This is a genomic window from Mucilaginibacter polytrichastri, assembly GCF_001911425.1.
Classification (GTDB): domain Bacteria; phylum Bacteroidota; class Bacteroidia; order Sphingobacteriales; family Sphingobacteriaceae; genus Mucilaginibacter; species Mucilaginibacter polytrichastri.
Window position 1 is genome coordinate 5,671,877 of record NZ_MPPL01000001.1, and the last position, 23,473, is coordinate 5,695,349.

At 42.4% G+C, this 23,473-nt stretch carries 21 protein-coding genes and 1 tRNA gene; 10 read left to right on the forward strand and 12 right to left on the reverse strand.

Features of this window, described 5'->3' with window-relative positions; all coding sequences use genetic code 11:
• Positions 1 to 2: 2 nt before the first annotated feature.
• The gene (locus tag RG47T_RS24665; protein ID WP_074492799.1) at positions 3 to 305 is read right to left on the reverse strand and encodes a DUF4286 family protein; all 303 of its coding nucleotides are present in this window, start codon (positions 303 to 305) and stop codon (positions 3 to 5) included.
• Positions 306 to 322: 17 nt separating this feature from the next.
• Positions 323 to 2,134 (reverse strand): tetratricopeptide repeat protein, encoded by a 1,812-nt coding sequence (locus tag RG47T_RS24670; protein WP_074492801.1) that lies wholly within the window; start codon positions 2,132 to 2,134, stop codon positions 323 to 325.
• 148 nt (positions 2,135 to 2,282) lie between these two features.
• On the opposite strand from RG47T_RS24670, the gene RG47T_RS24675 reads away from it, so the two are divergent.
• The 4 genes from RG47T_RS24675 (at position 2,283) to RG47T_RS24690 (ending at position 7,358) form a co-directional block, all read left to right on the forward strand.
• Entirely contained in the window at positions 2,283 to 4,178 is a 1,896-nt protein-coding gene (locus tag RG47T_RS24675; protein WP_074492803.1) for an alpha/beta hydrolase family protein, read from the forward strand.
• Positions 4,179 to 4,189: 11 nt separating this feature from the next.
• A complete protein-coding gene (locus tag RG47T_RS24680; RefSeq protein WP_074492805.1) occupies positions 4,190 to 5,842 on the forward strand; it encodes a sensor histidine kinase in 1,653 nt (550 codons plus the stop codon).
• A 3-nt stretch (positions 5,843 to 5,845) separates the two neighbouring features.
• On the forward strand, positions 5,846 to 6,535 hold the full coding sequence (locus RG47T_RS24685) for a response regulator transcription factor (protein WP_074492808.1): 690 nt from the start codon (positions 5,846 to 5,848) through the stop codon (positions 6,533 to 6,535).
• A 115-nt stretch (positions 6,536 to 6,650) separates the two neighbouring features.
• A complete protein-coding gene (locus RG47T_RS24690; RefSeq protein ID WP_074492809.1) occupies positions 6,651 to 7,358 on the forward strand; it encodes a head GIN domain-containing protein in 708 nt (235 codons plus the stop codon).
• Between the two features lie 95 nt (positions 7,359 to 7,453).
• On the opposite strand, the gene RG47T_RS24695 is transcribed toward RG47T_RS24690, so the two are convergent.
• The 4 genes from RG47T_RS24695 to RG47T_RS24710 form a co-directional block, all read right to left on the reverse strand.
• Positions 7,454 to 8,011, reverse strand: a complete 558-nt coding sequence (locus RG47T_RS24695; protein WP_139235786.1) for a hypothetical protein — start codon at positions 8,009 to 8,011, stop codon at positions 7,454 to 7,456.
• Positions 8,012 to 8,482: 471 nt separating this feature from the next.
• The gene (locus RG47T_RS24700; RefSeq protein WP_074492814.1) at positions 8,483 to 9,514 is read right to left on the reverse strand and encodes a lipid A deacylase; all 1,032 of its coding nucleotides are present in this window, start codon (positions 9,512 to 9,514) and stop codon (positions 8,483 to 8,485) included.
• Positions 9,515 to 9,522: 8 nt separating this feature from the next.
• Entirely contained in the window at positions 9,523 to 11,184 is a 1,662-nt protein-coding gene (locus tag RG47T_RS24705; protein WP_171972597.1) for an ArnT family glycosyltransferase, read from the reverse strand.
• A gap of 156 nt (positions 11,185 to 11,340) precedes the next feature.
• Complete coding sequence (locus tag RG47T_RS24710; RefSeq protein WP_074492818.1) at positions 11,341 to 12,264, reverse strand: PfkB family carbohydrate kinase; 924 nt, start codon at positions 12,262 to 12,264, stop codon at positions 11,341 to 11,343.
• 87 nt (positions 12,265 to 12,351) lie between these two features.
• Between RG47T_RS24710 and RG47T_RS24715 the strand changes: the two genes are divergently transcribed.
• The 5 genes from RG47T_RS24715 to RG47T_RS24740 all read left to right on the forward strand — a co-directional run bounded on the left by RG47T_RS24715 (position 12,352) and on the right by RG47T_RS24740 (position 17,375).
• Positions 12,352 to 12,425 (forward strand) — tRNA-Asn (locus RG47T_RS24715).
• A gap of 214 nt (positions 12,426 to 12,639) precedes the next feature.
• The gene (locus RG47T_RS24720; protein ID WP_074492821.1) at positions 12,640 to 13,956 is read left to right on the forward strand and encodes a tyrosine-type recombinase/integrase; all 1,317 of its coding nucleotides are present in this window, start codon (positions 12,640 to 12,642) and stop codon (positions 13,954 to 13,956) included.
• A gap of 649 nt (positions 13,957 to 14,605) precedes the next feature.
• Positions 14,606 to 15,535 (forward strand): alpha/beta fold hydrolase, encoded by a 930-nt coding sequence (locus RG47T_RS24730; RefSeq protein WP_175538910.1) that lies wholly within the window; start codon positions 14,606 to 14,608, stop codon positions 15,533 to 15,535.
• A 114-nt stretch (positions 15,536 to 15,649) separates the two neighbouring features.
• Positions 15,650 to 16,435, forward strand: coding sequence for an SDR family oxidoreductase (locus RG47T_RS24735; protein ID WP_074492828.1), 786 nt, complete (start codon positions 15,650 to 15,652; stop codon positions 16,433 to 16,435).
• A gap of 1 nt (position 16,436) precedes the next feature.
• Positions 16,437 to 17,375, forward strand: coding sequence for a helix-turn-helix domain-containing protein (locus RG47T_RS24740; protein WP_074492830.1), 939 nt, complete (start codon positions 16,437 to 16,439; stop codon positions 17,373 to 17,375).
• Positions 17,376 to 17,590: 215 nt separating this feature from the next.
• Here RG47T_RS24740 and RG47T_RS24745 read toward each other — a convergent pair whose 3' ends face one another.
• The 3 genes from RG47T_RS24745 to RG47T_RS24760 all read right to left on the reverse strand — a co-directional run bounded on the left by RG47T_RS24745 (position 17,591) and on the right by RG47T_RS24760 (position 21,053).
• The gene (locus RG47T_RS24745) at positions 17,591 to 19,072 is read right to left on the reverse strand and encodes an FAD-dependent monooxygenase (RefSeq protein WP_074492832.1); all 1,482 of its coding nucleotides are present in this window, start codon (positions 19,070 to 19,072) and stop codon (positions 17,591 to 17,593) included.
• A gap of 70 nt (positions 19,073 to 19,142) precedes the next feature.
• Positions 19,143 to 19,667: a Crp/Fnr family transcriptional regulator gene (locus RG47T_RS24750; RefSeq protein WP_074492834.1), complete on the reverse strand. Its 525-nt coding sequence runs from the start codon at positions 19,665 to 19,667 to the stop codon at positions 19,143 to 19,145.
• 402 nt (positions 19,668 to 20,069) lie between these two features.
• A complete protein-coding gene (locus RG47T_RS24760) occupies positions 20,070 to 21,053 on the reverse strand; it encodes a quinone oxidoreductase family protein (protein ID WP_074492840.1) in 984 nt (327 codons plus the stop codon).
• Positions 21,054 to 21,166: 113 nt separating this feature from the next.
• Here RG47T_RS24760 and RG47T_RS24765 point away from each other — a divergent pair, with 113 nt between their 5' ends.
• Positions 21,167 to 21,523, forward strand: a complete 357-nt coding sequence (locus tag RG47T_RS24765) for a winged helix-turn-helix transcriptional regulator (RefSeq protein ID WP_074492842.1) — start codon at positions 21,167 to 21,169, stop codon at positions 21,521 to 21,523.
• Positions 21,524 to 21,547: 24 nt separating this feature from the next.
• Here RG47T_RS24765 and RG47T_RS24770 read toward each other — a convergent pair whose 3' ends face one another.
• The 3 genes from RG47T_RS24770 to RG47T_RS24780 are packed head-to-tail and all read right to left on the reverse strand — an operon-like array spanning position 21,548 to position 23,377.
• The gene (locus RG47T_RS24770) at positions 21,548 to 22,054 is read right to left on the reverse strand and encodes a DinB family protein (protein ID WP_074492845.1); all 507 of its coding nucleotides are present in this window, start codon (positions 22,052 to 22,054) and stop codon (positions 21,548 to 21,550) included.
• 4 nt (positions 22,055 to 22,058) lie between these two features.
• A complete protein-coding gene (locus RG47T_RS24775) occupies positions 22,059 to 22,880 on the reverse strand; it encodes a helix-turn-helix domain-containing protein (protein ID WP_074492847.1) in 822 nt (273 codons plus the stop codon).
• 11 nt (positions 22,881 to 22,891) lie between these two features.
• Positions 22,892 to 23,377 (reverse strand): YbhB/YbcL family Raf kinase inhibitor-like protein, encoded by a 486-nt coding sequence (locus RG47T_RS24780; RefSeq protein ID WP_074492850.1) that lies wholly within the window; start codon positions 23,375 to 23,377, stop codon positions 22,892 to 22,894.
• Positions 23,378 to 23,473: the final 96 nt, after the last annotated feature.

Here is a 23,473-nt window from a genome sequence, read left to right on the forward strand (position 1 = left end):
AGTTAGTTTATTTGCTCCATTAACGTATTAAACAATACAAAGCGGTTTTCGAATTGCTGGTTATGGGCAATATGTAGCGGGTTCATGTGGTAAAGCATAAAATGCTCATGTTTATCCACATGGTCTGTAAAATACTGGATGCAGTAGGTAACGCCTTCATTGGGCGAATTAAGCACCCTTAATATCTGGTGCGATTGGAAATCGCCGGTGGCAATAATATTAGCAATATGGTTTTCTTTTACCCATGCAAGCCATTGCTCGTGGATGCCTTCGTCAACAACAAAGGTTTCGTTATAAATGATCATTAGCACAAAAATATAAATTAAGATGAACTGTCGGGCTTATCTCCGCGTAATAATCTGAAACGTTTACGGGCCTCATTTATCCACAAGCTGCCGGGATAATCTGTGATAATTTTTTGATAGTAAGTTTTAGCCTGCGCCTTGTCGTTTAATTGGTTATCATAAATATCGCCCAGCATGTAAACAGCATCATCGGCCCATAAGTCAAACTTGTGGGTTTCGGCAATTTGTTTAAGCGCGGTAATGGCTGTTTGATAATCTTTTTGCTGTATATAAATGCGTGCCCTGGCCATCAGGATATCATCTGCCAGTGAGTTGCCCGGATATTTTTTATCGATGCTATCCAATGTGATCAGCGCTTTTTGGGGTTGCTCTTTAAAGATCCACAGATCGGCACGGGCGTACATACGCAGGGCATTGCCGGTGGTATCAAACGTGGTATTATCGGTAATCATGAGCGACAGGTTAAGCGCATCATTGGCTATGAGTTGCGAGGTGGCTGCTTTTAAAACATCCAGCTGGCCTTTGGCCCAAACAAAATCGCCGGTATAGTAAGCCAGCTTAGCATTACGAAAGGTAGCGTCCTGCCCAACAGGCGTACCCGGATTAGCTTTCTCTACCTGGCTGTAAATCAAAGTGGCTTCCCAGGGCTGGTTGTCCATCAGGTAAATATCACCCAGATCTAACTTGGACGACGATACTGTACCCGGCCGCGTACCGGCTATATTGATGGTTTCTAACAGTAGTTTTTCGGCATCTTTATATTTGTGCAGTTTAAACGCCTGCAGGTTAGCCAGCTTTTGCATGGCAAAGGCCGTGCTGCCGTTGCGGCCAAATTCGTTCAATAAAGAAAGGTAATCTTGCTCAAGGCCCAGCAAATCGGCCTCTGTGTATTTGCCCGAGGTGATCTTTTGATTTTTAACATCTATCAGGTCAATTTTAGATGGAATGTAAAATGGGTCATCTTTAGTGCCTTCGAGGATGAAGTTATACCCGCGTATAGCTTCATCATAAGCGCCTAAGCTGGCCAGTGTACGGCTTAGGTCGTAGATACTGCTGCCTTTATCATTGCGCCGGCGGCTTAGGGCTAAAGCCTGGTTAAGCGCCTGGTCGTATTGCTTTTGCTGCATGTACTGCCAGGTAAGCAGGTCGGCGTAAATGGTTGCCTCCGGTTGTTTCTGGATGCGTTTTAGTAATTCAAACTTCAACACGTTATAATCACCCTCGCCCTCATAGGCTGTTGCGAAAATATTTTCGGCCTGGTTTAAATAACCGGGGTTGGCCGGTAAAAAGTTAAGATACTCATTGGTTAATGCTTCCTTATCGCGCTTGTAACGGTACAGGCTGATGAGTTCGAGCGCATATAATTGATCATTATGCAGCAGCTTGCGGCCTTGCAAAAATATTTTGATGGCATAATCTGCATTTTCAGACTGGTAAAACTGCGCTGCCAGGTTACCTATAATGCCCTGGTCGGCGGGTAGGTTTTTAACCAGGTTGTCATAAGCTTCATCTGCTTTAGCGGTATTGCCCTGTTCGCGGTATATGCGGCCAAGCGCAATGGTGTACTGGTAATCGGCGGGGTGCTTACGGAGAAGTTTTTTGGTAATGCTCTCGGCTTCGTCAAATTTTTTGAGGCCAATGAGGCTGTTTACGTAATAGCTGAAATAATTCTCGTTATCCTGTTTGTAAAGTTTCTGATAGATATCGAACGCTTTTTGCTGCTCGCCGTTAAGATTATATTGCTGGGCAAGCTGCAAATCACTGCTTTGTGCCAGCACCTTTATACAGGTAAACAGGCTTATGGCTATTAATGCGTAAAATCGCTTCATTCAAATCAAAAATACTTAATAAATGCAATACATTCATCTGTAATTAATAACGCCATAAACGGGTAAAATTGTAGTGACAATTTTGTAGCTAATGATTAAATTTACCTAATTTGACCTAATTGAATACGAGCAGAGCCGTTAGTGCAACATGATAAACCATTTTAAATTATTTTTTCTAAGCCTTATAATTATCGCTATAAGCTCGTGTAAGCAACAACAGGTTAGGCAAATACCCGTGCGCGATTTCTTTAAAACGCCGGAGAAAACATTCTTTAAACTATCGCCGGATGGTAAGTATATATCTTATTTAAAACCCTATAAGGAGAAGCAGAACCTGTTTGTTAAATCGCTGGCAGATGGCAAGGAAGTAATGGCAACTTCTTTTACCGACTACGGTATCCGCGATTACTCATGGACGTATAATAACCAGATTGTGCTAAGCCAGGACATTATTGCTTTAGACCAGTTTAAGGTTTATGCCATTGATATAGCCACGTTTAAATTGCGCGAAGTACTTTCGCTGGGCACTAACGTGAGGCTTAGGGTATTGAACAGGGGGCGGTTTAATCCCGATATTATTACCTGTAGTTTAAACAAACGCGACCCGGCAAATGCCGATGTTTACCGTTTAAATATCCGCACCGGCGAACTAAAACCATACCTCATAAACCCCGGTAATATAACCGATTGGTTTCCTGATGCTGATGGTAAAATAAGGCTGGTGCAAGCCTCTGACGGGGTAAACAGAACCATCTTATTTCGTAAGGATGAAAATACCACGTTTAAGCCCATTATTGTAAGCAATTTTAAGGATATGGTGCAGCCTATTGCGTTTACCGGCACCAAAAATAACTTCTACGCGCTATCAAACATAAACCGCGACAAAGCAGCACTGGTTGAAATAAATGCCGAGAACGGGCACGAAGAAAAGGTGCTTTTTGCAACTCCGCGTGGCGACGTGGAAGATTGGGGCTACTCTAAAAAGAGCAAGCAAATAGAATATGTTGCCTGGAATGATGATAAGCCGCAGATTCACTTTTTAAGTAATGATGCACAGCGCCTTTACAATACGCTTATTAGGCAATTGCCGGGCAACGATGTAAAGGTAGCCGACAGGGACAGCGCCGAACAAAAATTTATTATCAGCAGCAGTACTGATACCAACCCCGGCTCGTTTTACCTGTATGAAAGCGATACGCAAAAATTAACCAAATTGGGCGATGTAAACTCGGATATTAAGCCTGACGAACTTTGCGGAATGAAACCTGTGAGCTTTAAAGCGTCTGATGGGCTAAATATTAAAGGATATTTAACCCTGCCACAGGGAGATAAAAATACAAACCTGCCTGTGGTAGTTTTGCTGTTGCGAAATAATTTGTGGAGCAGAACCAGCTGGGGGTATAACGCCGAAGCGCAGTTTTTGGCTAATAGGGGTTATGCTGTTTTCCAGATAAATTACCGTGGCTGCATGGGCTATGGCAAGGCTTTTCATAGCGCCGGCTTTAAGCAGGTGGGAGGTAAAGTACAGCAGGATATTACCGATGGCGTACATTGGTTAATTAATCAAAAAATAGCCAATCCTAAGAAGATAGCGATGTTTGGCAGCGGCTTCGGTGGTTTCTCGGCCCTTTATGGCATGTCATTCCATCCCGAACTTTATAATTGCGGGGTGATACAATACGGCCTCATTAACTTTTTTACTTATATTAAAGATGCACCGCCGTTTTTAAAGCCCTATTTAAAAATGACCTATGAAATGGTGGGCAACCCCGAAACAGATGCCGACCAGTTGCGGGCTATATCGCCGGTGTTTCATGCTGATAAAATTAAGGCTCCTTTGCTGATATTTCAGGGTGCTAAAGACCCGCGGGCAAACATTAGCGAACTTAACCAATACGTGCGCGAGTTGAAGCGGCGTAATGTGGCGGTTACTTATGTGCTTAAAGAAAACGAGCGGACTTATTTCCGCAGCGAACATAACCGTACCCAGATGTACACCGATATAGAAAAATATCTGGATGATAATATGCATGGGAAACCATAACCTTGTAGTTGATGAAACCACAGCAACAGGGCTATCAGAAAAACTTCTCGCTAATTATTGCATTTTTCGTCCTGATTTCGGTGACGCTTGTTGTAGCACTCATTATTGTATATAACCTTACCCAGCGCTATGTTGAAAACGAGTTTGCATCAAAAAAAATAGATGTACTGGAGCAAACGCTGAAACCCTACAATGACCTTTACCTTAATAAGGTATATGAAATTACATCTTACCAGGGGTTCTTAGATTCGGCTTCGGCGGGCAAATATTCTGCAACGGTTTTTAAGGATTATCCTTTTGTAAAACGCACCGTTTTTTATGATGTACGCATTGGCAATGAACTGGTAGAGCCGGGGTCTAAAAAGTATCGTCTCGGTATTAGCGTAAAATCTATATACGAGTATACATTAAACAAGCAAAAACGCTTAACCGGCACCCGCATGCCCGATGTTGAGGATATCAATTTCAGGCAAATGGCTGCCAAATTCAGCTATTACATTGCCAATGCCGATACCTCCAGGGCGCCCAACCCCGATGAGATTTATAAGACATTTTATGATATTAAGCCCGATAAGGTAAGTTACCTTAACATACCTCGCAGGCAGGAGATAAAGGCATACCGCAACTTGCAGCAAACCGGGCAAACATCATCGTTTTACAAACAAAACATGATGACTTTTTACCTTGACCCATATGCCTTGCATGTTGCCAACCCACACCCCGAACTATATCAGCAAATTAGTATTAAGCCGGTAGTTTATGATCCGCTTGATAATAATGATAATAAGCAGCAGTATGTTACCGAGCTGGCTTTCCCCGGTGCGTTTTCTGATTACAAGCTGTACTTTATGGCATCTACTAATTATTTGCAGGGCGAAATTAACCGCAGGTTTATGCCAACCGGCGCTATCGTTTTTCTGATATACTTTGTACTGGTGTTTATAGGGTGGCTTATTTACCGTAACCTGAGCACCAACCTCAAGATCTTTAAACTGCAGTATGATTTTATTAACAACTTTACCCATGAGTTTAAAACGCCGGTAAGTGTGATAAAAATTGCAGGCTCTAACCTGCGCAGCGAGGCCGAACTTACCGAACGACAGCGTAAACACTACGGCCGCATATTGGATGAAGAAGCCGACCGCCTAAATGATTTGATGAACAAACTGCTTTCTTTTACACAGATAGAAAACCGGTCTATCAACATTAAGCGCAAAGAAGTAAATATTGAAGAGTTTGTAAAGGGATTTATCGAAACCTTCCGGATTAAATATCCCGATTTTAAAACCGATTATAAGATTGAGGGCGTTGATAAGTTTTATACAGACCCGGTTTTGCTGGGCAGTATATTTCAAAACCTGATAGAAAACGCCTACAAATATTCGCATCCGCAGCATAAAGAATTGTTCATAAGCGTTATACACGAAAAACGGGATATTGTATTTACATTTATAGACAAAGGCATTGGGATACCTAAAAGCGAGATTAAAAATATATTCAAGAAATTTTATCGCATAGAGAATAAGTACAATCAGAATGGTAGCGTAGGCCTCGGTTTGGCGTTCTGTAAAGAACTGGTTAATTTTATGAACGGAGATATCACCGTTAAAAGTGAACTGAACCAGGGATCGGAGTTTACGGTTACCTTACCATACGAAATATAATATATGAATCAAGAAATAAAAATTGCGCTGGTTGAAGACGATGAGAACCTGCGTTTTCTGGTGTCGGAAAGATTACAGACCGAAGGTTACCGTGTTTTAGAAGCATCAAATGGTGACGATGCCGAAAAAATGATTATGGAAGAAAACCCCGACATTGTGTTGTTAGACTGGATGCTGCCGGGTAAACAAGGATCTGAAGTTTGCGAAAACATCCGCAAAAATGGTTTCGATAAGCTGGTAATTATGATGACTGCCAAAGCGCAGGATGTAGATAAGATAGAGGCTTATAATTTTGGCGTATCAGATTATATTACCAAACCATACAATATGGACGTATTGGTAGCGATGATTGATAACAAGATCAAATTTTCGTTAAACAACGATAAGCCCGAAACTTACCGCTTTGCCAATATGGAGCACCACCCCAATACCCACCTGCTGATAAAGGATGGTAAAAAGGTAGAGCTTACCATTTTAGAGAACCGTATTTTATTATACTTTCTGAAAAACCGCAACAAGGTTATTAACCGCGAAGAGCTGATGATGGAAGTATGGGGTTACAATGCTGATGTAAACACCCGTACACTGGATATGCACATTGTAAGGCTGCGTAAAAAAATTGAAGACAACCCGGATTCGCCGCAATACCTGCAAACCGTTAGGGGAGTAGGCTATAAGTTTGCGCACGATTAATTAATAATTTGTTGATTTTAAGCATGTTGCATAGTTGTTTAAAAAATATATTGCTGTTGCTGCAACCTGTTACTTAAAACAGGCGTCTTAATATTGAATAAAAAATAAAAAGACCATGAAAGTACTGACCAAAATATTTTTTGCCCTGTTATTAATAGCGGGTGTTAATAGTGCATTTGCAGATACGCAAGACCGCCACCTTACAGGCTTTAAAGCTGTAGACGTGGCTGGATCATTTGATGTATACATTACCCAGGGGAACACAGAATCTGTTAAAGTGGAAGCCCCAAGCGATGTAATGGACCGTATAAAAACTGAAGTGCAGGATGGCGTGCTTAAAATTTACAATAAACGTAACGCTGATTGGAACTTTAACTGGTTTGGTGGTAATCATAAAAAAATGATCGTCTATGTAACCGCTAAAGATTTAAATGCGGTAACTGTTTCCGGATCGGGCGATGTTTCTTTTAAAGACGGTATTACTACAAGTTCTTTAAAATTAAGAGTTAGCGGTTCGGGCGATATGAGCGGTAAGGTGCAGGTTAAAGATTTGCAAACCAGTGTTTCGGGCTCGGGCGATGTACGCCTTATCGGCAGCGCAACAAGCTCCGATGTGCGCGTGTCTGGCTCTGGTGATTACAGAGGAGGCGATTTAACTACGTTAAGTACTGCAGTTCATGTATCCGGCTCTGGCGATGCCTCTGTAAATGCAAGCACAAAAATCGATGCATCAGTATCGGGTTCGGGCGATATCCGCTACAGCGGTGGTGCCAAAAGTGTTTCAAAATCTAAATCAGGAAGCGGCGATATTCACGGGAGTTGATTTTTAGTGAATGGTTGATTAAGTTCAAATTCGCTAACCAATCAATTCAATAAAAAGCAGGCTTCAATTGTATTGGGGCCTGCTTTTTTTTAGTCTTACTCGAGTAAATATAATTTATTATCGTAAACAAGGTTTTTAAATGGACTTTGATCTCCGTCTGAAATAAAAAAAATTCTAATATCCTGATCGAAACCACTAATTAATATTAAGTCCAATGATTTGGCATAAAACACAAATTGGGTTACTTCACGCAATCCATCAGCAGCCTTCTTTATAAATTCGCCATCATCCCAAAAGTCATACATGATTGCCTCACTCTTATCAAAATAAGTTAACTTGTAAATCTTGTTAAGCTCGACTAAAAATTCAATTATTTTAATTTCTATATCTATTAATCTCCTGTAGTCTTTTATCCCCAGTATTTTAAATGCTTCATCAGCTTCTTCTTCACTTAACCAATGGCTATGAACTGATAAAATATATCTATTAGAAAACAACTTGCTCTTTTCATTATTTTCTAATAAGTCCCCAATAATCGTTGTTACTCTCTTAGCCATTTTCCGTCCATTGATATAGTTTAAATTCTTTTTAGTCTCAGCAGGGTCTCTCGGAGAGGATGCCCCCTGTTGGTGCACGCGTACCGCGTGTTTCACTCAATTTGTTTATTTCAGTCTCCGCAGGGTTCTCTCTGAGAGACCCTGCGGAGACTGAAATAACTCTTAAGTCATGCTGAACTTGTTTCAGCACCCCACATGTTAGGTGTATACTTTGCATAATTTACAACCTGTCCCGTGGGTTCCCGAAACAAGTTCGGGATGACTGGTTTTCGAAAAATATGCCAATACCTTGTCACAAATAAAACTTAAAAGTAGTTATAAAAATGGCTTATAAGCACGAAAAGTGGAACATGGGTGCGATCTCAAAATACACGAATATCTGACTTAAATATTTAGTTTTCAATACATTAAAAATGTACCATTTGGTATAATAATGACTTTTAAGTCTGCAAGATGGAACAGGTGGCACACGTGGAACGTTCCACTCCAATTCTTAAAATAGCATTATGGACAACCCTAACTAATTAAAACAAAGCAGGCCCCGATCAAATCGGGGCCTGCTTTGTTTTAATCTTTAAACTTCACGAGCCTTTTTCGGCCAATATCATACTTGAGCCTGAAGGCTTCCTGGCTATCGCCCCATTGCCCCGGTGACTGCATTAAGCTGATAATAAACTGGCCGGTAATGCCTTTGAACAAAAAGGGTGAATAAATTACGTCGAGCCTGTTATACATTTTCTTTTCGTAAAAAGCATCACCATAAGTTACATGGTGCCCCTGGCCCGCATAAAACTCGTCGAAGAATGCAAAGCGGTGTAAGCCGGCATATACGCTTGCTACAAAACCTTTAGGTATTTTAAAACCGCCGCCATCATTAACCCGGGTACGCTCTAGTGAGATCATGCCACCCGCCTCAACAGATAGGGAATCAAATGTTGTTTGTTTAAAATTTAATCCGCCACGAATCTGCGCTGCACCGTTATCACGAATATGGTCGCCGGGGATGGATACCGCCGGGCCTGCATCGTGGAGCATTGTAAAATAATTCATCAGGTAAAATGGCCCTGTTGGGTTGGGCTGGTATTTACCCAGCATCCCAAATATAAATTGTTCGCGCTCAATGGCTGTTTGGCGGCTCACCCAGTCAATAAACAATGTTTGATAACCGTATTTAGTTTGATAGCGGGTTAGCAAACCCTGTATGTTAGGGCGGTAATAAAGCAGCGTATCGTTAAACATAGCCCTTGGTATTTGTGTCACCAGGCCATCGCGCGGAAACATACCCGCATTAAATAGCCACTTATGACTTTCGTGGCTGTAATAGGCAACCGGGTCTACTTTTAAAAAATAGGGCTGTGCACCATATTCATGTATGCCGTTAACGCCCACAATAAAGTGATTTGCGCTATCGATGTTCACACCAAGGTCTAGTTGAGTACGTGTGCCCGAATAAGTGCGTGAGCGCTCTGTAAAGGCCTTGTATTCGCGGTTGTCCAGAAAGCTGAAACCGTTAAAATGTATATCAAGGCTGCCCTGGGCTTTTGCGCCAAGTACAGATAAAAATAATAAGCTTAATACGAGGTAGAGTTTTCTATTCATCTAAAAAATTATTGAACGGTAAAATTAATGATTCTGCTGTTTCTGCCCCCTGGAAAAGGTGTTGTCCTGATCGAAAATATAAGATCGTATTTGCCTTTTTGCTTAGGTGCATTAAGTGCAAAAGTATAATGTATAGTTTCACTTGGTTGCAATTTTATTTTATTAAAGTTTGCTGGTGCGCGCAGCGCCAAAACAAGGCTGTCATTTTGTATAAAACATGCGCCCATTAATGCTTTTTGTGTTTGCCCAGTATCGCTAAAATTAATGGCGTAAGGGTAGGGGTTAGTAAGGGTTAAATTAAATATAAGTGGCTGGCCCGTGCTTGCTGTTACTTTGTATTTGTCGCTTTGGATGTTAATACGCTGATAGGTACGGATATCATTAACCCAGGTTGTATAAAAAGAGCCTTTTACCGTATGCATAATCTGGTTGGTTGAGGCGCTATCTGTTTCAGACAAAATATACAGGGCGCGTTGGTGTTGCAAGCTGTCTTCCAGCGGCCATATATCAAATTGGGTACGGCGGTAATACCGGTTATCATATGCAAAGCCTTTTAATGATTGCGTATAAAAACTGTATTTGGATGGGTCTTGAAACCCTGATCCAAATATAACGTAACTATTGCCTGCCCGCTGTTTAATTTGACCGGCCCACTGCCTGTAGCCGAAAAAGCTTTTAAACGGCCTTAGTTGTGCAACAGCCGGGATACCGAATATCAAAGCGATACGAAGTAGTATAATGAGCAGAATATTGGCTATTGCCACCTTATTAAACCAGCCCGGTGGTTTAAAGCCCTGCCCAAAATAGATAAGGGCCAGCATACTAAGCGGGGCAAAGGCAATCAATGTCCAATGTGGCTGTACATTACCTTTAAGCGTGTTAATTAAAAAGAAGATAAAGGTAGCTGCAGCATTAACAACCAGCGTGCGGATAAATGCGTCTTTAATACGCACTTTAAAGGCATAATAAAATACAATCCAGCCAATTAGCGGCCCTGCCATTAATAACTGGCCGGGTATAAACTGGTAGGTGTGTGCAAAATCGTAAACTTCTGATGATCGCTCAAACAAATGGTAATTTACCGAAGGATAGCCGTGGCTTACCTGCCAGTAAATATGAGGAATAAATAAAACGGTAGCCAGCACTGGTATAAGCCAGAAAGACTTGCGTTTAAGCAGTTTAATATTTGCCGCAATGGTAAAAGTAATAAGCAGTACAGCATGGTACTTGCTATACAAAAGGCATGCAATAGTTAGCCCGATTAATGTAGCCAGCAGCCATTTATCTGTTTTTAAATATTGCTGATACAGGTAGTAAAATAATACCGTGAAAAAGAACAAAGGGGCATCGGGCGTTGTAATAAAGCCATAGATGTGAAAGATGAACATGCCGCCAACAACCAAAATAAATTGGCGGGCATCAACCTTATAATCTCTTAATGTTAACCACAGTAAACGGATAGCCAGGGTACTGCTGATTACGGTAACCATCCGCAAGCCAAACTCGTTTTTAAACACTGCGTAACCTATCCGGATAAAGATAGCCACCATGGGTGGGTGGTCATAGTATCCCCAGTCAAGCAGGCGCGAATAGAGCCAGTAATAGGCCTCATCTGAGTGAAGGCCTAGTGTAAAGGCTTGCAGGGCATTTAATACGGTCCAGCCTAGCATAAAAAACCAAATAAGTTTTTCTTGATTTACAGCTTTACTGGGGTAAGTTAAATTCATAATAATCGCCGGCGCTTACAAAGGTATATTAAAAATTAACGCCTGTTTATTGTAAGTAATAAACAGGCGTTTTAACGGTATAAGTAAGGTAATTATTGCTTACGCAGTGATAATCTCAAACTTGGTAAGATTTACAAATTGCTGTACACGTGCTGCAACTTCACCGGCACTTAGGTTTTTAATTTTTTCGGTACCAAATTTCTCCACGCAAAAAGATGCCAGCGCCGAACCGTAAATGATGGCATTTTTCATATTGTCGAAATTAACAGTTCCGGCTTTAGCCATATAACCAATAAAGCCGCCCGCAAAAGTATCGCCGGCACCAGTTGGGTCAAACACTTCTTCGAGCGGTAAAGCCGGGGCCGAAAATATTTTACCCTCGCCAAATAACAGGGCGCCATGCTCTCCTTTTTTAATGATGAGGTATTTTGGGCCCATGGTTAAAATTTTGTTGGCAGCTTTGGCTAAAGAATATTCGCCGGATAGTTGGCGGGCCTCGGCATCATTGATGGTAAGTACATCAACCAGCTTAATTGTTTCCAATAAATCGTCCATTGCTATGTCCATCCAAAAGTTCATGGTGTCCATCACAATTAATTTGGGGCGATTTTTTAATCTTTTTATTACCGTTTGCTGCACTTGTGGTGTTAAATTACCCAGCATTAAATATTCGCAGTCCTGGTAATTCGCCGGAATGATCGGATCGAAGTCTGCAAGCACATTTAGCTCAGTAATCAGCGTATCGCGGCTGTTCATATCGTTATGATATTTGCCGCTCCAGAAGAAAGATTTTTCCCCCGCCTTAACTTGAAGGCCTTCGGTATCAATATGATGACTGCCAAAATTGGCTATCGACTCTGCCGGGAAATCATCACCAACAACGGCTACAATCTTTACCTTATCATAGAAATATGATGCCGCAAGGCTTGCATAGGTGGCTGCCCCGCCAACAATTTTATCAGTTTTACCAAAAGGTGTTTCAATTGCGTCAAACGCCACAGTACCAATAACTAACAGACTCATGAAAAAATATTTTAATTTTTTTTTGTGCAAATATTGTGAAATTAACGGAGAAATTATACTTTTGCACCACTCCAAACGGAAAACGATTCCTGAGTAGCTCAGCTGGTTAGAGCATCTGACTGTTAATCAGAGGGTCGCTGGTTCGAGCCCAGCCTCAGGAGCAAAGCCCCCACATGCCTGTGGGGGCTTTTATTTCTAAAAAATGGCCTTTTTGATGCAATTAAAGCATATTTTCATTATAATAAATGAAAATTTCTCCATCTGAACGATCAGAGGCAATTACTTCAATATTTCAATTTCGCATCAATTTTTGTTGAATTTCACGAATGACTGCCACAAATGTGCGACAGAATTTTCGTGGTTAATTATTGAGTTATGGCCACTTTAAGCGCTAAAGTTTTTAAGCACCACAAAAAAGCAGATGGTACTTACAATGTTAAAATTTACATCTATCACAATTCCGTTCGATCCTATATGGATACGGAGCACTACGTCACTGACAAACAACTAAAGAAAGATTTGCAGATTAAAGACACGTTCTTGCTTTCAATACTTAACAGGACATTGGACGATTACAGAAAGGCTATTAGTGATCTTGGTGCACGCCTTGATCTACTAGATGCACATTCGTTAAAAGATTATCTTCAAAAAAAAGAGGACGGAATTAACTTCCTTGGATTTTGCCAAATTCATATTGACCAATTAAAGGCAAACGGCCAGGTAAAGAGTGCTGCGAATTATAACACGCTGCGAAATCACTTGGTAGATTTTTTTGAAGGTGACCGATTCCAGATATCCGATATATCTGTTCCTGTCATAAAGGCTTTTGTTCGATTTCTAAGCTCAAAAAGAAAGGTAATTCGAAAGAATCAATTTGGCAAGCCATACGAATTTCAAGCTAAAGGCGCTGCCGCTGGTAGCATATCGAATTATTTAAGAGATTTTAGCGGGTTCTTTACCGCAGCGATCCATTACTATAACAAGCCCGCATTAGGATATAACCCAATTTCATACAATCCTTTTTTGGAATTCAGGTCAATAGAAAGACCTGAAACCAAAAAAAGGAATATAGATGTTGAACAAATTATTAAAATCAGAGATTGTCGCCCAGAGGAAAGTAGCCGTGCTGAACTCGCGCGAGACATGTTTATGCTGTCTTTCTACCTTTGTGGAATTAATGCGGTTGATATTTATCAGGGAAGCTACATAATTAACGAGGGCAGGCTGGAATACAACAGGTCGAAAACTAAAGGCAAGAGAAAAGATAATGCGTTCATAAGCATCAACATCCCTCCTGAAGCAATGTCTTTAATATTGAAATATAATGGTAAACTCTCTAAACGTTATGCTACGATTACGAATTTCAATAAAGCATTAAGCAAAGGCATGAAAGTTATTTGTGATTTAACCGGCTTATCAGGAGTTACGTTTTATTGGGCACGCCATTCTTTTGGCAATTTAGCCCGTAATAAATGCCGGAAATCCAAAGACGACGTGGCGCTGGCGCTTAACCACGTCGATCAGGGTCGAAAAACGACCGACATCTATTTGGAAAAGGACTGGAGTATAGTGGATGAAGTACAAGCCTCGGTTATCAAGCTGCTTAGGATACAACCAATCCTATCAGAGGGTGAACGCGTTGGTATCAGAACCATTATTTTCAAAGACATTAGATTACCCCAGTTGTTTTGACAGCTGCTGATTCAGCTGTAAATATACCTTTGTTGTATATTAAAGACCCAAGTCGTTCAAACTTGGCTCCCATCGAACAAGTCTAATGTAGCAAGCAAACTTATCCTTACTAATTGGTAAGAATGAGTTTTGTACAGATCAACGGTTTTAGAGATTTCAGGACTTTTTTTTACAATTAAAGTCCTGAAATCAATATCCCTATGAACCGTAGCATCTCTAATTCACCGCATCAAAAATTCAATGGTTGTTATTATAATGCCGATGGCACGGCTTTGCTCGGTCGCCAACTGCAGCCGCTGGGAATCCATGAGACTGAGGATCGCCGGCTACTTGGCAGATCAAAAGCGGAAGAACCTGATGTGATTTTAGGGATTTTGCCTTGCTATCCGATATCCGGCTCCAGTTGAGGAAAAGGAGCAGGTTATATGCTTTTGCTCGCAGGTTAAAGAAATAATTGATAAAAGCGGCGCACATTATCAGCATAAAGAATGCTTTTGGCTAACGCAATAATAGATTTGGCTAAACCATTACCGTGCCGGACAGGCAATTTTGTACCATTAACTCATACAATGATGGAAGTTAAAATAACACATTGTTCTATTAAATAAAGGTACATATGAAACGCATTAGCAAAATCGGGATTTTAATTATGACACTTTTTTCCTTTTCTAAAGTGCAGTCGCAAGTAGTTAGCGACAAAGCAACTTACACCGATACTTCCTATACTACAGGTTCGGTTATTTCAAAAGACGGCACTAAAATCGGTTACCGGCAGTACGGGCATGGTACGCCATTGGTTATTGTGCAGGGGGCAATGGGTGTGGCCTATAACTACGATCAACTGGCTAAAGCACTGGCCGCGGGTTTTACGGTTTACGTTCCAGACAGACGGGGAAGAGGGCTGAGCACGCTGGAATACACGCCACAATATACCATTCAAAGGGATGTGGAAGACCTGCAAAGCATCTTAGAAAAAACGCAGGCGCACCTGGTTTTCGCGTTGAGTTCCGGGGCGATCATTACGCTGGAGGCTTGTAAGGTTTTGCCAGCTATCCAAAAAGTAGTATTGTATGAGCCGCCATTTTATGTCAAAGGGGTTCCAACCAAAAATATTGACCGTCTGAATCAAGAAGTTGCTGAAGGAAAACTGGCTTCGGCCATGGTTACCATTTTCAGAACGATAAAAGTCGGTCCGCCGGTATTCGCTTATATCCCAAGGCCCGTGCTTACCTTTTTAGTAAAAAGGCCGCTCGAACTTGAGCAAAAAAATGGCCCCGGCAAATACGAGTATTATAGCAAACTGATCCCCTCCATTCGCTATGATGCGAAGATCGTACTGGAACGGGGCGGCGAGATCAAAACCTACCATTCAGTTAACCAGCCCATATTATTATTAGGAGGAACTAAAAGTCCGAAGTACCTCCAATTATCGCTTGATTCTTTGCAAAAGATCCTTCCGAACGGCAGCCGGAAAATATTTAAAGGGCTTGACCATTCCGGCCCATGGAATAAAGATAAAGGCGGCAGTCCGGAACTCGTTGCAAATGCTATCATTGAATATTTTAAAAAATTAAATTAAAACGGGAGATTTAATGGTCCGCACATTTCGTTGCTTTTGGCTAACGCAATCGTGTAATCGGTTAATCATCAATCTTGCCAACCAGTTAAGTTTGTATCATTAAATTATACAACCATGAAATTAAAAAACAGCACCATACTCATCACAGGCGGTAGCAGTGGCATAGGGCTTGAATTCGTAAAACAATTGATAGCTCAGCAACCTGAAGCCATCCTGATCACTGGAAGGGATATTTCCCGCCTGGAACAAGTCAGGCAGCAATACCCGCAGGTACACATTTTTCAGAGCGATGTCAGCGATCCTAAAGCCATTATGCAATTAGCGGAAACAACCATAGCGCAATTCCCTAAACTCAATATCCTCATCAATAATGCAGGGGTTATGCGTAACATCAACCTGTTGGATAACATCGCGGATCAGCAGAGCATCACTGCCGAGATCGACATCGACCTTGCCGGCCCCATTTTAATGGTGCAGCAATTTCTGCCGCACTTACTCACTCAGTCGTCAGCTGCTATTATCAACGTCACATCGGGCCTGGCTTTTGTTCCTTTCCCGATCTCACCAATTTACAGTGCCGCAAAGGCAGGACTGCGGGCCTATACCCGTGTGCTACGCCTGCAACTGAAGTCTACCAAAGTCAAGGTGTTCGAACTCGCCCCGCCAAGTACGGAAACTCCGTTGCAAAAAGATTTTACAGGACTGGTGGACAGCAGCCACAACATGGCTGTGGACAAAATGATCGGCATCGCTATTAAAGGTTTGTTAAACGATCAGCTGGAGATCAAACCGGGGTTTTCAAAAGTGCTCAAATTCATGAGCAGGCTGATGCCAGATTTTATCCTCAATTTTTTAGACAAAACGCTGCAAAAAACGCGGTCGAAAAACTTACATTCGTAGTATGAGCAGTGCTGCACCATACAGGGTAAAGACCATTACCGAGTTTCACAGGCTGAATAGCCTGCCCGGACCGCTGCATCCGCTCGTTAGCCTGGTAGACTATGCCATGATCCGCCATCCGCAGGAACGAAGCGGGTTAAGTGTAGTATTCGATTTTTATTCGATCTCGATCAAGCGGGGGCTGAACTATAAAATGATCTATGGCCAGCAATCCTATGACTTTGATGAGGGCATCCTGTTTTTTTTGGGCCCTGGCCAGGTGCTGAGAGTTGAGGTAAACGAATATGCAAACAATGAGCCTTCCGGTTGGTTGCTGCTGCTGCACCCTGATTTTTTAGCTAACACGGCCCTGTCGAAAAATATCAGGCAATATGGTTATTTTGGCTATTCGGCCAATGAAGCGCTTTTCTTGTCCGAGCGGGAAGAGCAAACTGTGAATGGATTGATCAGTCATATCCAGCAGGAATGCGAGGCTTATACCGACAGGTTTTCAAAGCAGATCATCGTGGCTGAACTCGAAGCTCTGTTTGGCTATGCAGACCGTTTCTATCATCGTCAATTCATCACCCGCGAAAGCGGCAGCCACCAGGTGCTTGGCCGCCTGGAAACTTTACTCGACAAGTATTTCAGCAGCGGAGAACAGTTGCTTCATGGTATTCCCACGGTTCAGTCTGTAGCCGAAACACTCCACATGTCCCCTAATTACCTGAGCGGCCTGCTGAAAACACTTACCGGCTTGAACACCCAGCAACATATCCATGAAAAACTCATCGCGGCTGCGAAACTTAAACTATCTAATACCGATCAGACAGTGAGTGAGATCGCTTATAGCCTCGGTTTCGAACATGTGCCGTCCTTCAGCAAATTATTTAAGCAAAAAACCAGGCAATCACCCGTCGCGTTCAGGCAGGGTTTCCAAAATGGCTTTACGGAAAACTAATTTAACGTGACTTCAGTTTCACTGGCTTATAACAATTAAGATTTAAATAAAAAAGGGAGCTAAGAATAGATCCCTTTTAAGCTAATCGCTGGACAGCATGAGCATGTGTCCTATTAGCCTAGCCATTTTAAAGGTAATAACTTCATACAGCTATTAAAACATTTGTCATGAACAACGGAAAAAGGTCAATGAAAACTTGTTTATGCCATCTTATATTATTTCGGCAGATTACTTTTATAAAACTGTTGGAAATAAACTTTTACTTTTTCCCAATCGGCCACGATAGCTGCAATATAACCATCAGGGCGTATAATCACCCAGCCTTTATCAATGCCGTAAGCACTAACAATTGCCTTATCATTACTGTTTACAATTTTTATCCCTTCTATAGTTTCCACCGGTGCTTTATCGTTAATAACCAGGACTCTCCATTGCGTTCCTTTCAATTGATCAGATAACCATGTTCTATCAGCTAATTCAACGTCAGGGGCGCGGTCTCCGGCTTGTAATTTGCTTTCCGTGTCGTTGCTTTTTACAGTTAATGGGCTATCCCGATAATTGAGGTTAAGCTGGGTCGTGTCACTTGTGGCTAAGGTTTCAAAGGCTCCCTTACCCGCTGTGGCAGCTTTTAACATCACTTGCTGACGTTCGGAGGTAGTCCTAAGTAGCCAGTCAGCAATCGGTATGCGTTCCTCCGCGTAGGTATTTAATAGATCATCACCTGCCTCTCCATGAATCACTGCCGCCAGTTTCCAGCCCAGGTTATAAGCATCCTGAATGCCGGTGTTCATCCCCATGCCTCCAGCTATAGAATGCACGTGTGCGGCATCTCCGGCAATAAAGGCATTACCTACACGGTATTGTTCTGCCCGGCGGACATTTACTCGGTAAATAGATTGCCACGTGCTATTAGTAAAAGAAACACCCTCCATTTGCGTGCGTTCCTTAAAAAGCTGTCTAAAGCCTTCCAGCGTAGGTATTGGTACATTACCATCGTTATCTCGCGGCACAACGGCCTGCAACTGCCAGCTATTGCTACCCTTAAATGGGAATAAAGCGAATGCCAGACCAAATTCCGGACTAAGCCAGTTGTACCAGGCATCAGGCTTAAAACCTTCCACTTCAACATCACCCACCCAGAGTTGCTCTTCCTGATGGGTTTCGCCCACAAAATTGATTCCAAGCTTTTTGCGGGTAGTGCTTTTTCCGCCGTCGCAGGCAATCATATAATCACAGGTCAATTCCTCTGTCCAGTTGGGGTTTTCCAGTCGGCAAGTGAAGCCGTTATCTATTTGGGTAAATTCAATTAATTCGGTAGCCCATTCCACATTTACTCCCAACTCGGCCAGTTTATGGCGCAAGGCTTCCTCAACTTGGTATTGCGGGAGCAATAAGACTTTAGGATATTTTGTGTCTTCGCGGGGGATTGTGTTGCGTGGCGTTTCACCAATGAATTGGTTGCCGCTAAATTTGCGGTACGGCAGCTCGGTATGGCCTAATGGCATTAATTTGTCCGCTATACCAAGCTCGTTTAGTATTTCAAGGCTTCTGGGTTGCAATGCTTTGGCGCGTGAGCCACTAGGTGGTAATACTGAGCGTTCAATTATCCGATAGTTAATGTTACGTCTTGCCAATTCACAGGCTAATGTAAGGCCTACGGGACCGGCACCGATTATGAGGACAGTAGTATGGTTCATCGTTGTAATGTTTTGTTGATGCAAAATTACCGGTCGTCCAAGCCGGCACACGATAACAATTGTTAATTAATCACTTCCTATTCCTGATCCGGCTGAGTGAAACGGAAGTGATCCCAAGGAAAGAAGCGATATAATGTTGCGGTACCCTGAGGATGATTTCGGGATGATGTTCCAGCAATTCTTTGTACCGCTTTTCCGGGCTGTCTTTAATGCGAGAAACAAAAAGCTTCTGATAATGCAATAACCTACTTTCCACAAGTGCGCAATAAGAAGCACGAAAATCTGCATCCTTGGCTTTCCTTTCTTTGAATTCGCTTAAGGGCAAGCTATAAGCTACGGTTGGCTCTAGGGTTCCCACGCTATACCAACTGGGTTCATTAGAAATAATGGTTTCCATGGATGACACGAAGTTACCTTCAAATCCAAATGACATCGTAATTTCTTTGCCATCGTCGGCATTGAACCAACACCTGCAACAGCCGGTTTCGATGAAAAATAACTTTTTGGCCAAAGCACCTTCTTTAACCAATAACACCCTTGCGGGGAATTCTTCCCTTGTACAAATGGATTTTAGACGATCCGTAAAATGCTCCATAGAACTAAGTTCGGGAAAATAATAATTCCGGCTACTGAATGATCAAGTGCTTTATTTGAGTAAGTCGGTTATTCTGTGCCATCTTTATACTCGTAACGAGTTCTTTCGCTTTTTCGTATGACATGGCTCTTAAGCATATGAAAAACATATCAGCCGCGAAAACGGAACTATCTAATACCTATCAGACAGTGAGTGAGATCGCTTATAGTCTCGGTTTCGAACATGTGCCGTCCTTCAGTAATTATTTAAACAAAAAACCAGGCGAGGTGAGCAAAAATTGCTTGAAGGCCGGGTTAAAAAAATAATTAATAAACGTGGCGCACACCCCAGCACAAGATGGCCGGTAGATGTGCACTACGCGTTTTTAATTTTCTTAATTTTTCATTTGTGAATGAATAACAATTATGGCCGGAGGATAATACTGCCTGTGGTTTTACGTGATTCAAGATCGGCGTGTGCTTTCCCTGCATCGGCTAATGCGTATATGCTTGTGTTTTGAACATTCAATATACCTTTCCTCAGCAAATTAAATACTTCAGTGACCGCTAAAGTTATCTTTTCCTGATCTTGCAGGTACTGATAAAGGGCAGGATTTGCATAATGAATGTTCTTTTGCTCCATTAATTCTGTGTATATAGTTGGCATCCCGGAAGGCCAGCCGTACAATACCGCACTGCCCCCGGCTTTGATCAAGTCAACAGATTTTTGAAAAGTTGCTTCCCCGGTGCCATCATATACCGCATCCAGGCCTTTGCCCTGCGTGACCTTATTTACTACGTCAGCAAAATCCTCCGATTGCAGATTAACAACGTGCTCAAATCCACGCGTCAAGGCGAGCTCTTTTTTGGCGGCACCACCTACGGTTCCGATCACTATAGCACCTAACGCCCTTGCCCAGTCACTAAGTAAGGTACCAACCCCACCTGTCATAGCGTGTATTAAGACAATATCGCCGGACTTTACACAGTAACTTTGTTTGAGGAGCATATGGGCGGTTAACCCCTTAACTAAAACAGCCGCAGCCTGGTCAAAAGTGATGTCATCAGGAAGTTTAAACAGACTGGATGCAGGAATGATCCTGCTTTCTGCATAAGCCCCCATAGCAAATGGATAAGCTACACGGTCGCCAATGACAAAATCCTTTACGCCAGGCCCGACAGCTTCAATGATACCGGCCGCCTCCGAACCTACGGGTGCGGGGTAGGTGTCCATCGGAAACGTTCCGTTTCTAAAAAAAATATCTACGAAATTTACCCCAATACTTTTTTGAGCAATTAAAACTTCTGTTTCTCCCGGCTCCGGCAGCGTTACGGTTTGATATCTCAACACGTCAGGTGATCCGGTCTGTTCAATAAGCACTACCGCGCTTGATCTTTCTGTTTTCATTTTGTACTTCTGTTTATTTTGAATTACAAAATTAATCCATGTAACTTTATAAAAGGAATGGCTGTCCCAAAGGGAAGTCGCTTCCCAAAAGGAACTTTCTAATAAGAATAAGAATGGAAATAATCTCAAATGACTGCTTACAGCGGTTTAAGGCGATAAATGATGTAAAAGATATCTTGAGCGGAAAATGGAAAATCATGATCATCGCAAGCCTGTCCGTATTTGGAGAAAAGCGTTATACAGAATTACAGCGGATCATTGACGGTATAGGCACTAAGATGCTGTCAAAAGAATTGCAGGAACTCGAAATAAACGGATTAATCAAAAGGACTGTCATGCCCACTAAACCTGTTACCGTCAAGTATGAGCTTACTGCATACGGAAGCACACTTAAACCAATTATTGATGAAATGGCTTCTTGGGGAAGCCAGCACAGGGTTAAAGTTATTCAGGAGATAGCCGCGAAATAATTTCCCGCAATTCTTCGCACATTTTTACTGAGATTGATGAGTTGTCAAATAATAGGTTGCCAGGTCGATTGAAGAGAGTTCGATGAAACCTGCCTGGCGCAAAAGGTTAACCAACTGCCCGCGATGATAGGTGGAGTGGTTCATGCTATGCGCGAAGGTTTGCCAGTATAACAGTTGTCCTGATCCGCCCCTGGGATAAACAAAGGTGACAGGATCATTGTAACTTTCTTCCGGACAATTTTTTATAAAATCCAGCATCCCCGATGAAGCTGTTTTCCAAATATTGATAAGCTCATTTTTAGAACCCTGAAAATCAGCCGAAAGATAGATTGGGCTTGGTGTTTCCGTCCAGAAATCGATCCATATTTTTTCCGCACTGGCAATATGGGCCGCTGTTTGTCGAATACTTCCGAAACTGCTGGTAAAGGATTGATCCCATTGTGTGTCATTGATCTGGCCTAGCCAGGCCATAGCTTTATCGTTCGCCCAGCTGTTATATGCAGCTAAGGCCGTAAAATATTGTTTAGTCATTTTTTTAATTGCTTAATTGGTACTGTTTCGGTGTGATGCCGTGTACCTGTTTAAAAGAATGTATAAAACTGGATAAATTCTCGTAACCAAGTTCATAATAGATCTCGCTGGCGGTGCTGTCTCCTTGCTTAAGGAGCATGGCAGCTTTTTGCATTCTTTTTTCCAGCAGCCATTTACTGGGCGAGGTACCATAGAGTCTGTCGAAGCGCCGCTTGAAGGTGGATAAGCTTGTATTACATAAGAAAGCCAGTTCTTCAACGCTTATCGGATGATCAATATTCGCGTTTACCGCCTGCTTGATAAGAATGTCATCAGCGTCTGACTGGCTCATTCCCCGGAGTTTTTGTAAAGCGCCGGGATACTTTTCGCCAAGGTAAAGTAAGAGCTCATGCAGCTTTAATTGCTGCATATTTGGCGAAATGGTTTGACCACCTGTGAGCATATGTCCCAGGGAACTGATAAAATCACGGAGGAAAGCATCCTGCTCAAAGCGTAAAATGGGCTCTTCAGGTACTTCGACAGCTTGAATACGCAGCAGGTTTGGCTGTCTTGTAAAAAAATCAGCAAGCACTCCGTTATCAAAGGAGATCAAAATGCTTCGGTAATCTCCGCCGGGGGCCACTATTTTTTCGCTCATCAGGCAGTTGCCTGCGGCGAGCAGCAGGAACTGGCCAGGTATTATCCCGACCGTTGTGCCTGCATAATGAACAGTTTTTTCGCCTTCCAGCAAAAAACTAAACAGATTTTGCTGAAGTGTGATCCTGTTCCTGATGCTGGTTCCTTCCGCCTGATAGCTAAAGATAGAGATCGGTTCCGCTTGTTTCATTTCAGGCTAATTTAATGCTTTTGTCCGTAAACCAATAAAGAGGTCTTAGCAAGCGTAGCGTAATGAAGGTTGAATCCTACATAGGCAGGCGTAGCGTTCTGATTCAGCTCAATTTCCTGGGCGAGGGCATGAACAGTAATCATATAACGGTGGGCCGGGCCTTCGGGTGGTGCTGCTCCTGCATAACCGGGAATACCCACGTCGGTATTACTTTGTATCGCATTTCCCGGCATTAAATTTTTCGCCGGGTTGCCGGCATCGGGTGGCAGTTCATGAACGTCAGCTGGAATATTGAATACAACCCAATGCCAGAATCCGCTGCCGGTTGGCGCATCGATGTCATGCATTGTCAGCGCAAAAGCCTTGGTATCTTTCGGCGCGTTCTCCCAGTAAAGTTGAGGTGAGCGGTTCTGTCCATCAAAGCCGATAACGTCGGCATACTGTTCTCTGTTTAACTGCCCCCCTAATTCGGTGCTTTTTAAAGTGAATGTTGTCATTGTTTTTTACATTTGATTATAGATCAAAGTTAAACCCTTCATCCAAGCGAGCCGATAGGCCAACGTTCAAAAAGTATTGCTAAACGGTCAAATTAA

Coding starts and splice junctions, on each gene's coding strand:
- RG47T_RS24720 (WP_074492821.1), top strand. CDS start 12,640: ATGGCCACTTTAAGCGCTAAAGTTTTTAAGCACCACAAAAAAGCAGAT.
- RG47T_RS24735 (WP_074492828.1), top strand. CDS start 15,650: ATGAAATTAAAAAACAGCACCATACTCATCACAGGCGGTAGCAGTGGC.
- RG47T_RS24680 (WP_074492805.1), top strand. CDS start 4,190: ATGAAACCACAGCAACAGGGCTATCAGAAAAACTTCTCGCTAATTATT.
- RG47T_RS24690 (WP_074492809.1), top strand. CDS start 6,651: ATGAAAGTACTGACCAAAATATTTTTTGCCCTGTTATTAATAGCGGGT.
- RG47T_RS24710 (WP_074492818.1), bottom strand. CDS start 12,264: ATGAGTCTGTTAGTTATTGGTACTGTGGCGTTTGACGCAATTGAAACA.
- RG47T_RS24700 (WP_074492814.1), bottom strand. CDS start 9,514: ATGAATAGAAAACTCTACCTCGTATTAAGCTTATTATTTTTATCTGTA.
- RG47T_RS24730 (WP_175538910.1), top strand. CDS start 14,606: ATGACACTTTTTTCCTTTTCTAAAGTGCAGTCGCAAGTAGTTAGCGAC.
- RG47T_RS24775 (WP_074492847.1), bottom strand. CDS start 22,880: ATGAAACAAGCGGAACCGATCTCTATCTTTAGCTATCAGGCGGAAGGA.
- RG47T_RS24780 (WP_074492850.1), bottom strand. CDS start 23,377: ATGACAACATTCACTTTAAAAAGCACCGAATTAGGGGGGCAGTTAAAC.
- RG47T_RS24765 (WP_074492842.1), top strand. CDS start 21,167: ATGGAAATAATCTCAAATGACTGCTTACAGCGGTTTAAGGCGATAAAT.
- RG47T_RS24770 (WP_074492845.1), bottom strand. CDS start 22,054: ATGACTAAACAATATTTTACGGCCTTAGCTGCATATAACAGCTGGGCG.
- RG47T_RS24745 (WP_074492832.1), bottom strand. CDS start 19,072: ATGAACCATACTACTGTCCTCATAATCGGTGCCGGTCCCGTAGGCCTT.
- RG47T_RS24740 (WP_074492830.1), top strand. CDS start 16,437: ATGAGCAGTGCTGCACCATACAGGGTAAAGACCATTACCGAGTTTCAC.
- RG47T_RS24750 (WP_074492834.1), bottom strand. CDS start 19,667: ATGGAGCATTTTACGGATCGTCTAAAATCCATTTGTACAAGGGAAGAA.
- RG47T_RS24760 (WP_074492840.1), bottom strand. CDS start 21,053: ATGAAAACAGAAAGATCAAGCGCGGTAGTGCTTATTGAACAGACCGGA.
- RG47T_RS24665 (WP_074492799.1), bottom strand. CDS start 305: ATGATCATTTATAACGAAACCTTTGTTGTTGACGAAGGCATCCACGAG.
- RG47T_RS24675 (WP_074492803.1), top strand. CDS start 2,283: ATGATAAACCATTTTAAATTATTTTTTCTAAGCCTTATAATTATCGCT.
- RG47T_RS24705 (WP_171972597.1), bottom strand. CDS start 11,184: ATGCTAGGCTGGACCGTATTAAATGCCCTGCAAGCCTTTACACTAGGC.
- RG47T_RS24670 (WP_074492801.1), bottom strand. CDS start 2,134: ATGAAGCGATTTTACGCATTAATAGCCATAAGCCTGTTTACCTGTATA.
- RG47T_RS24685 (WP_074492808.1), top strand. CDS start 5,846: ATGAATCAAGAAATAAAAATTGCGCTGGTTGAAGACGATGAGAACCTG.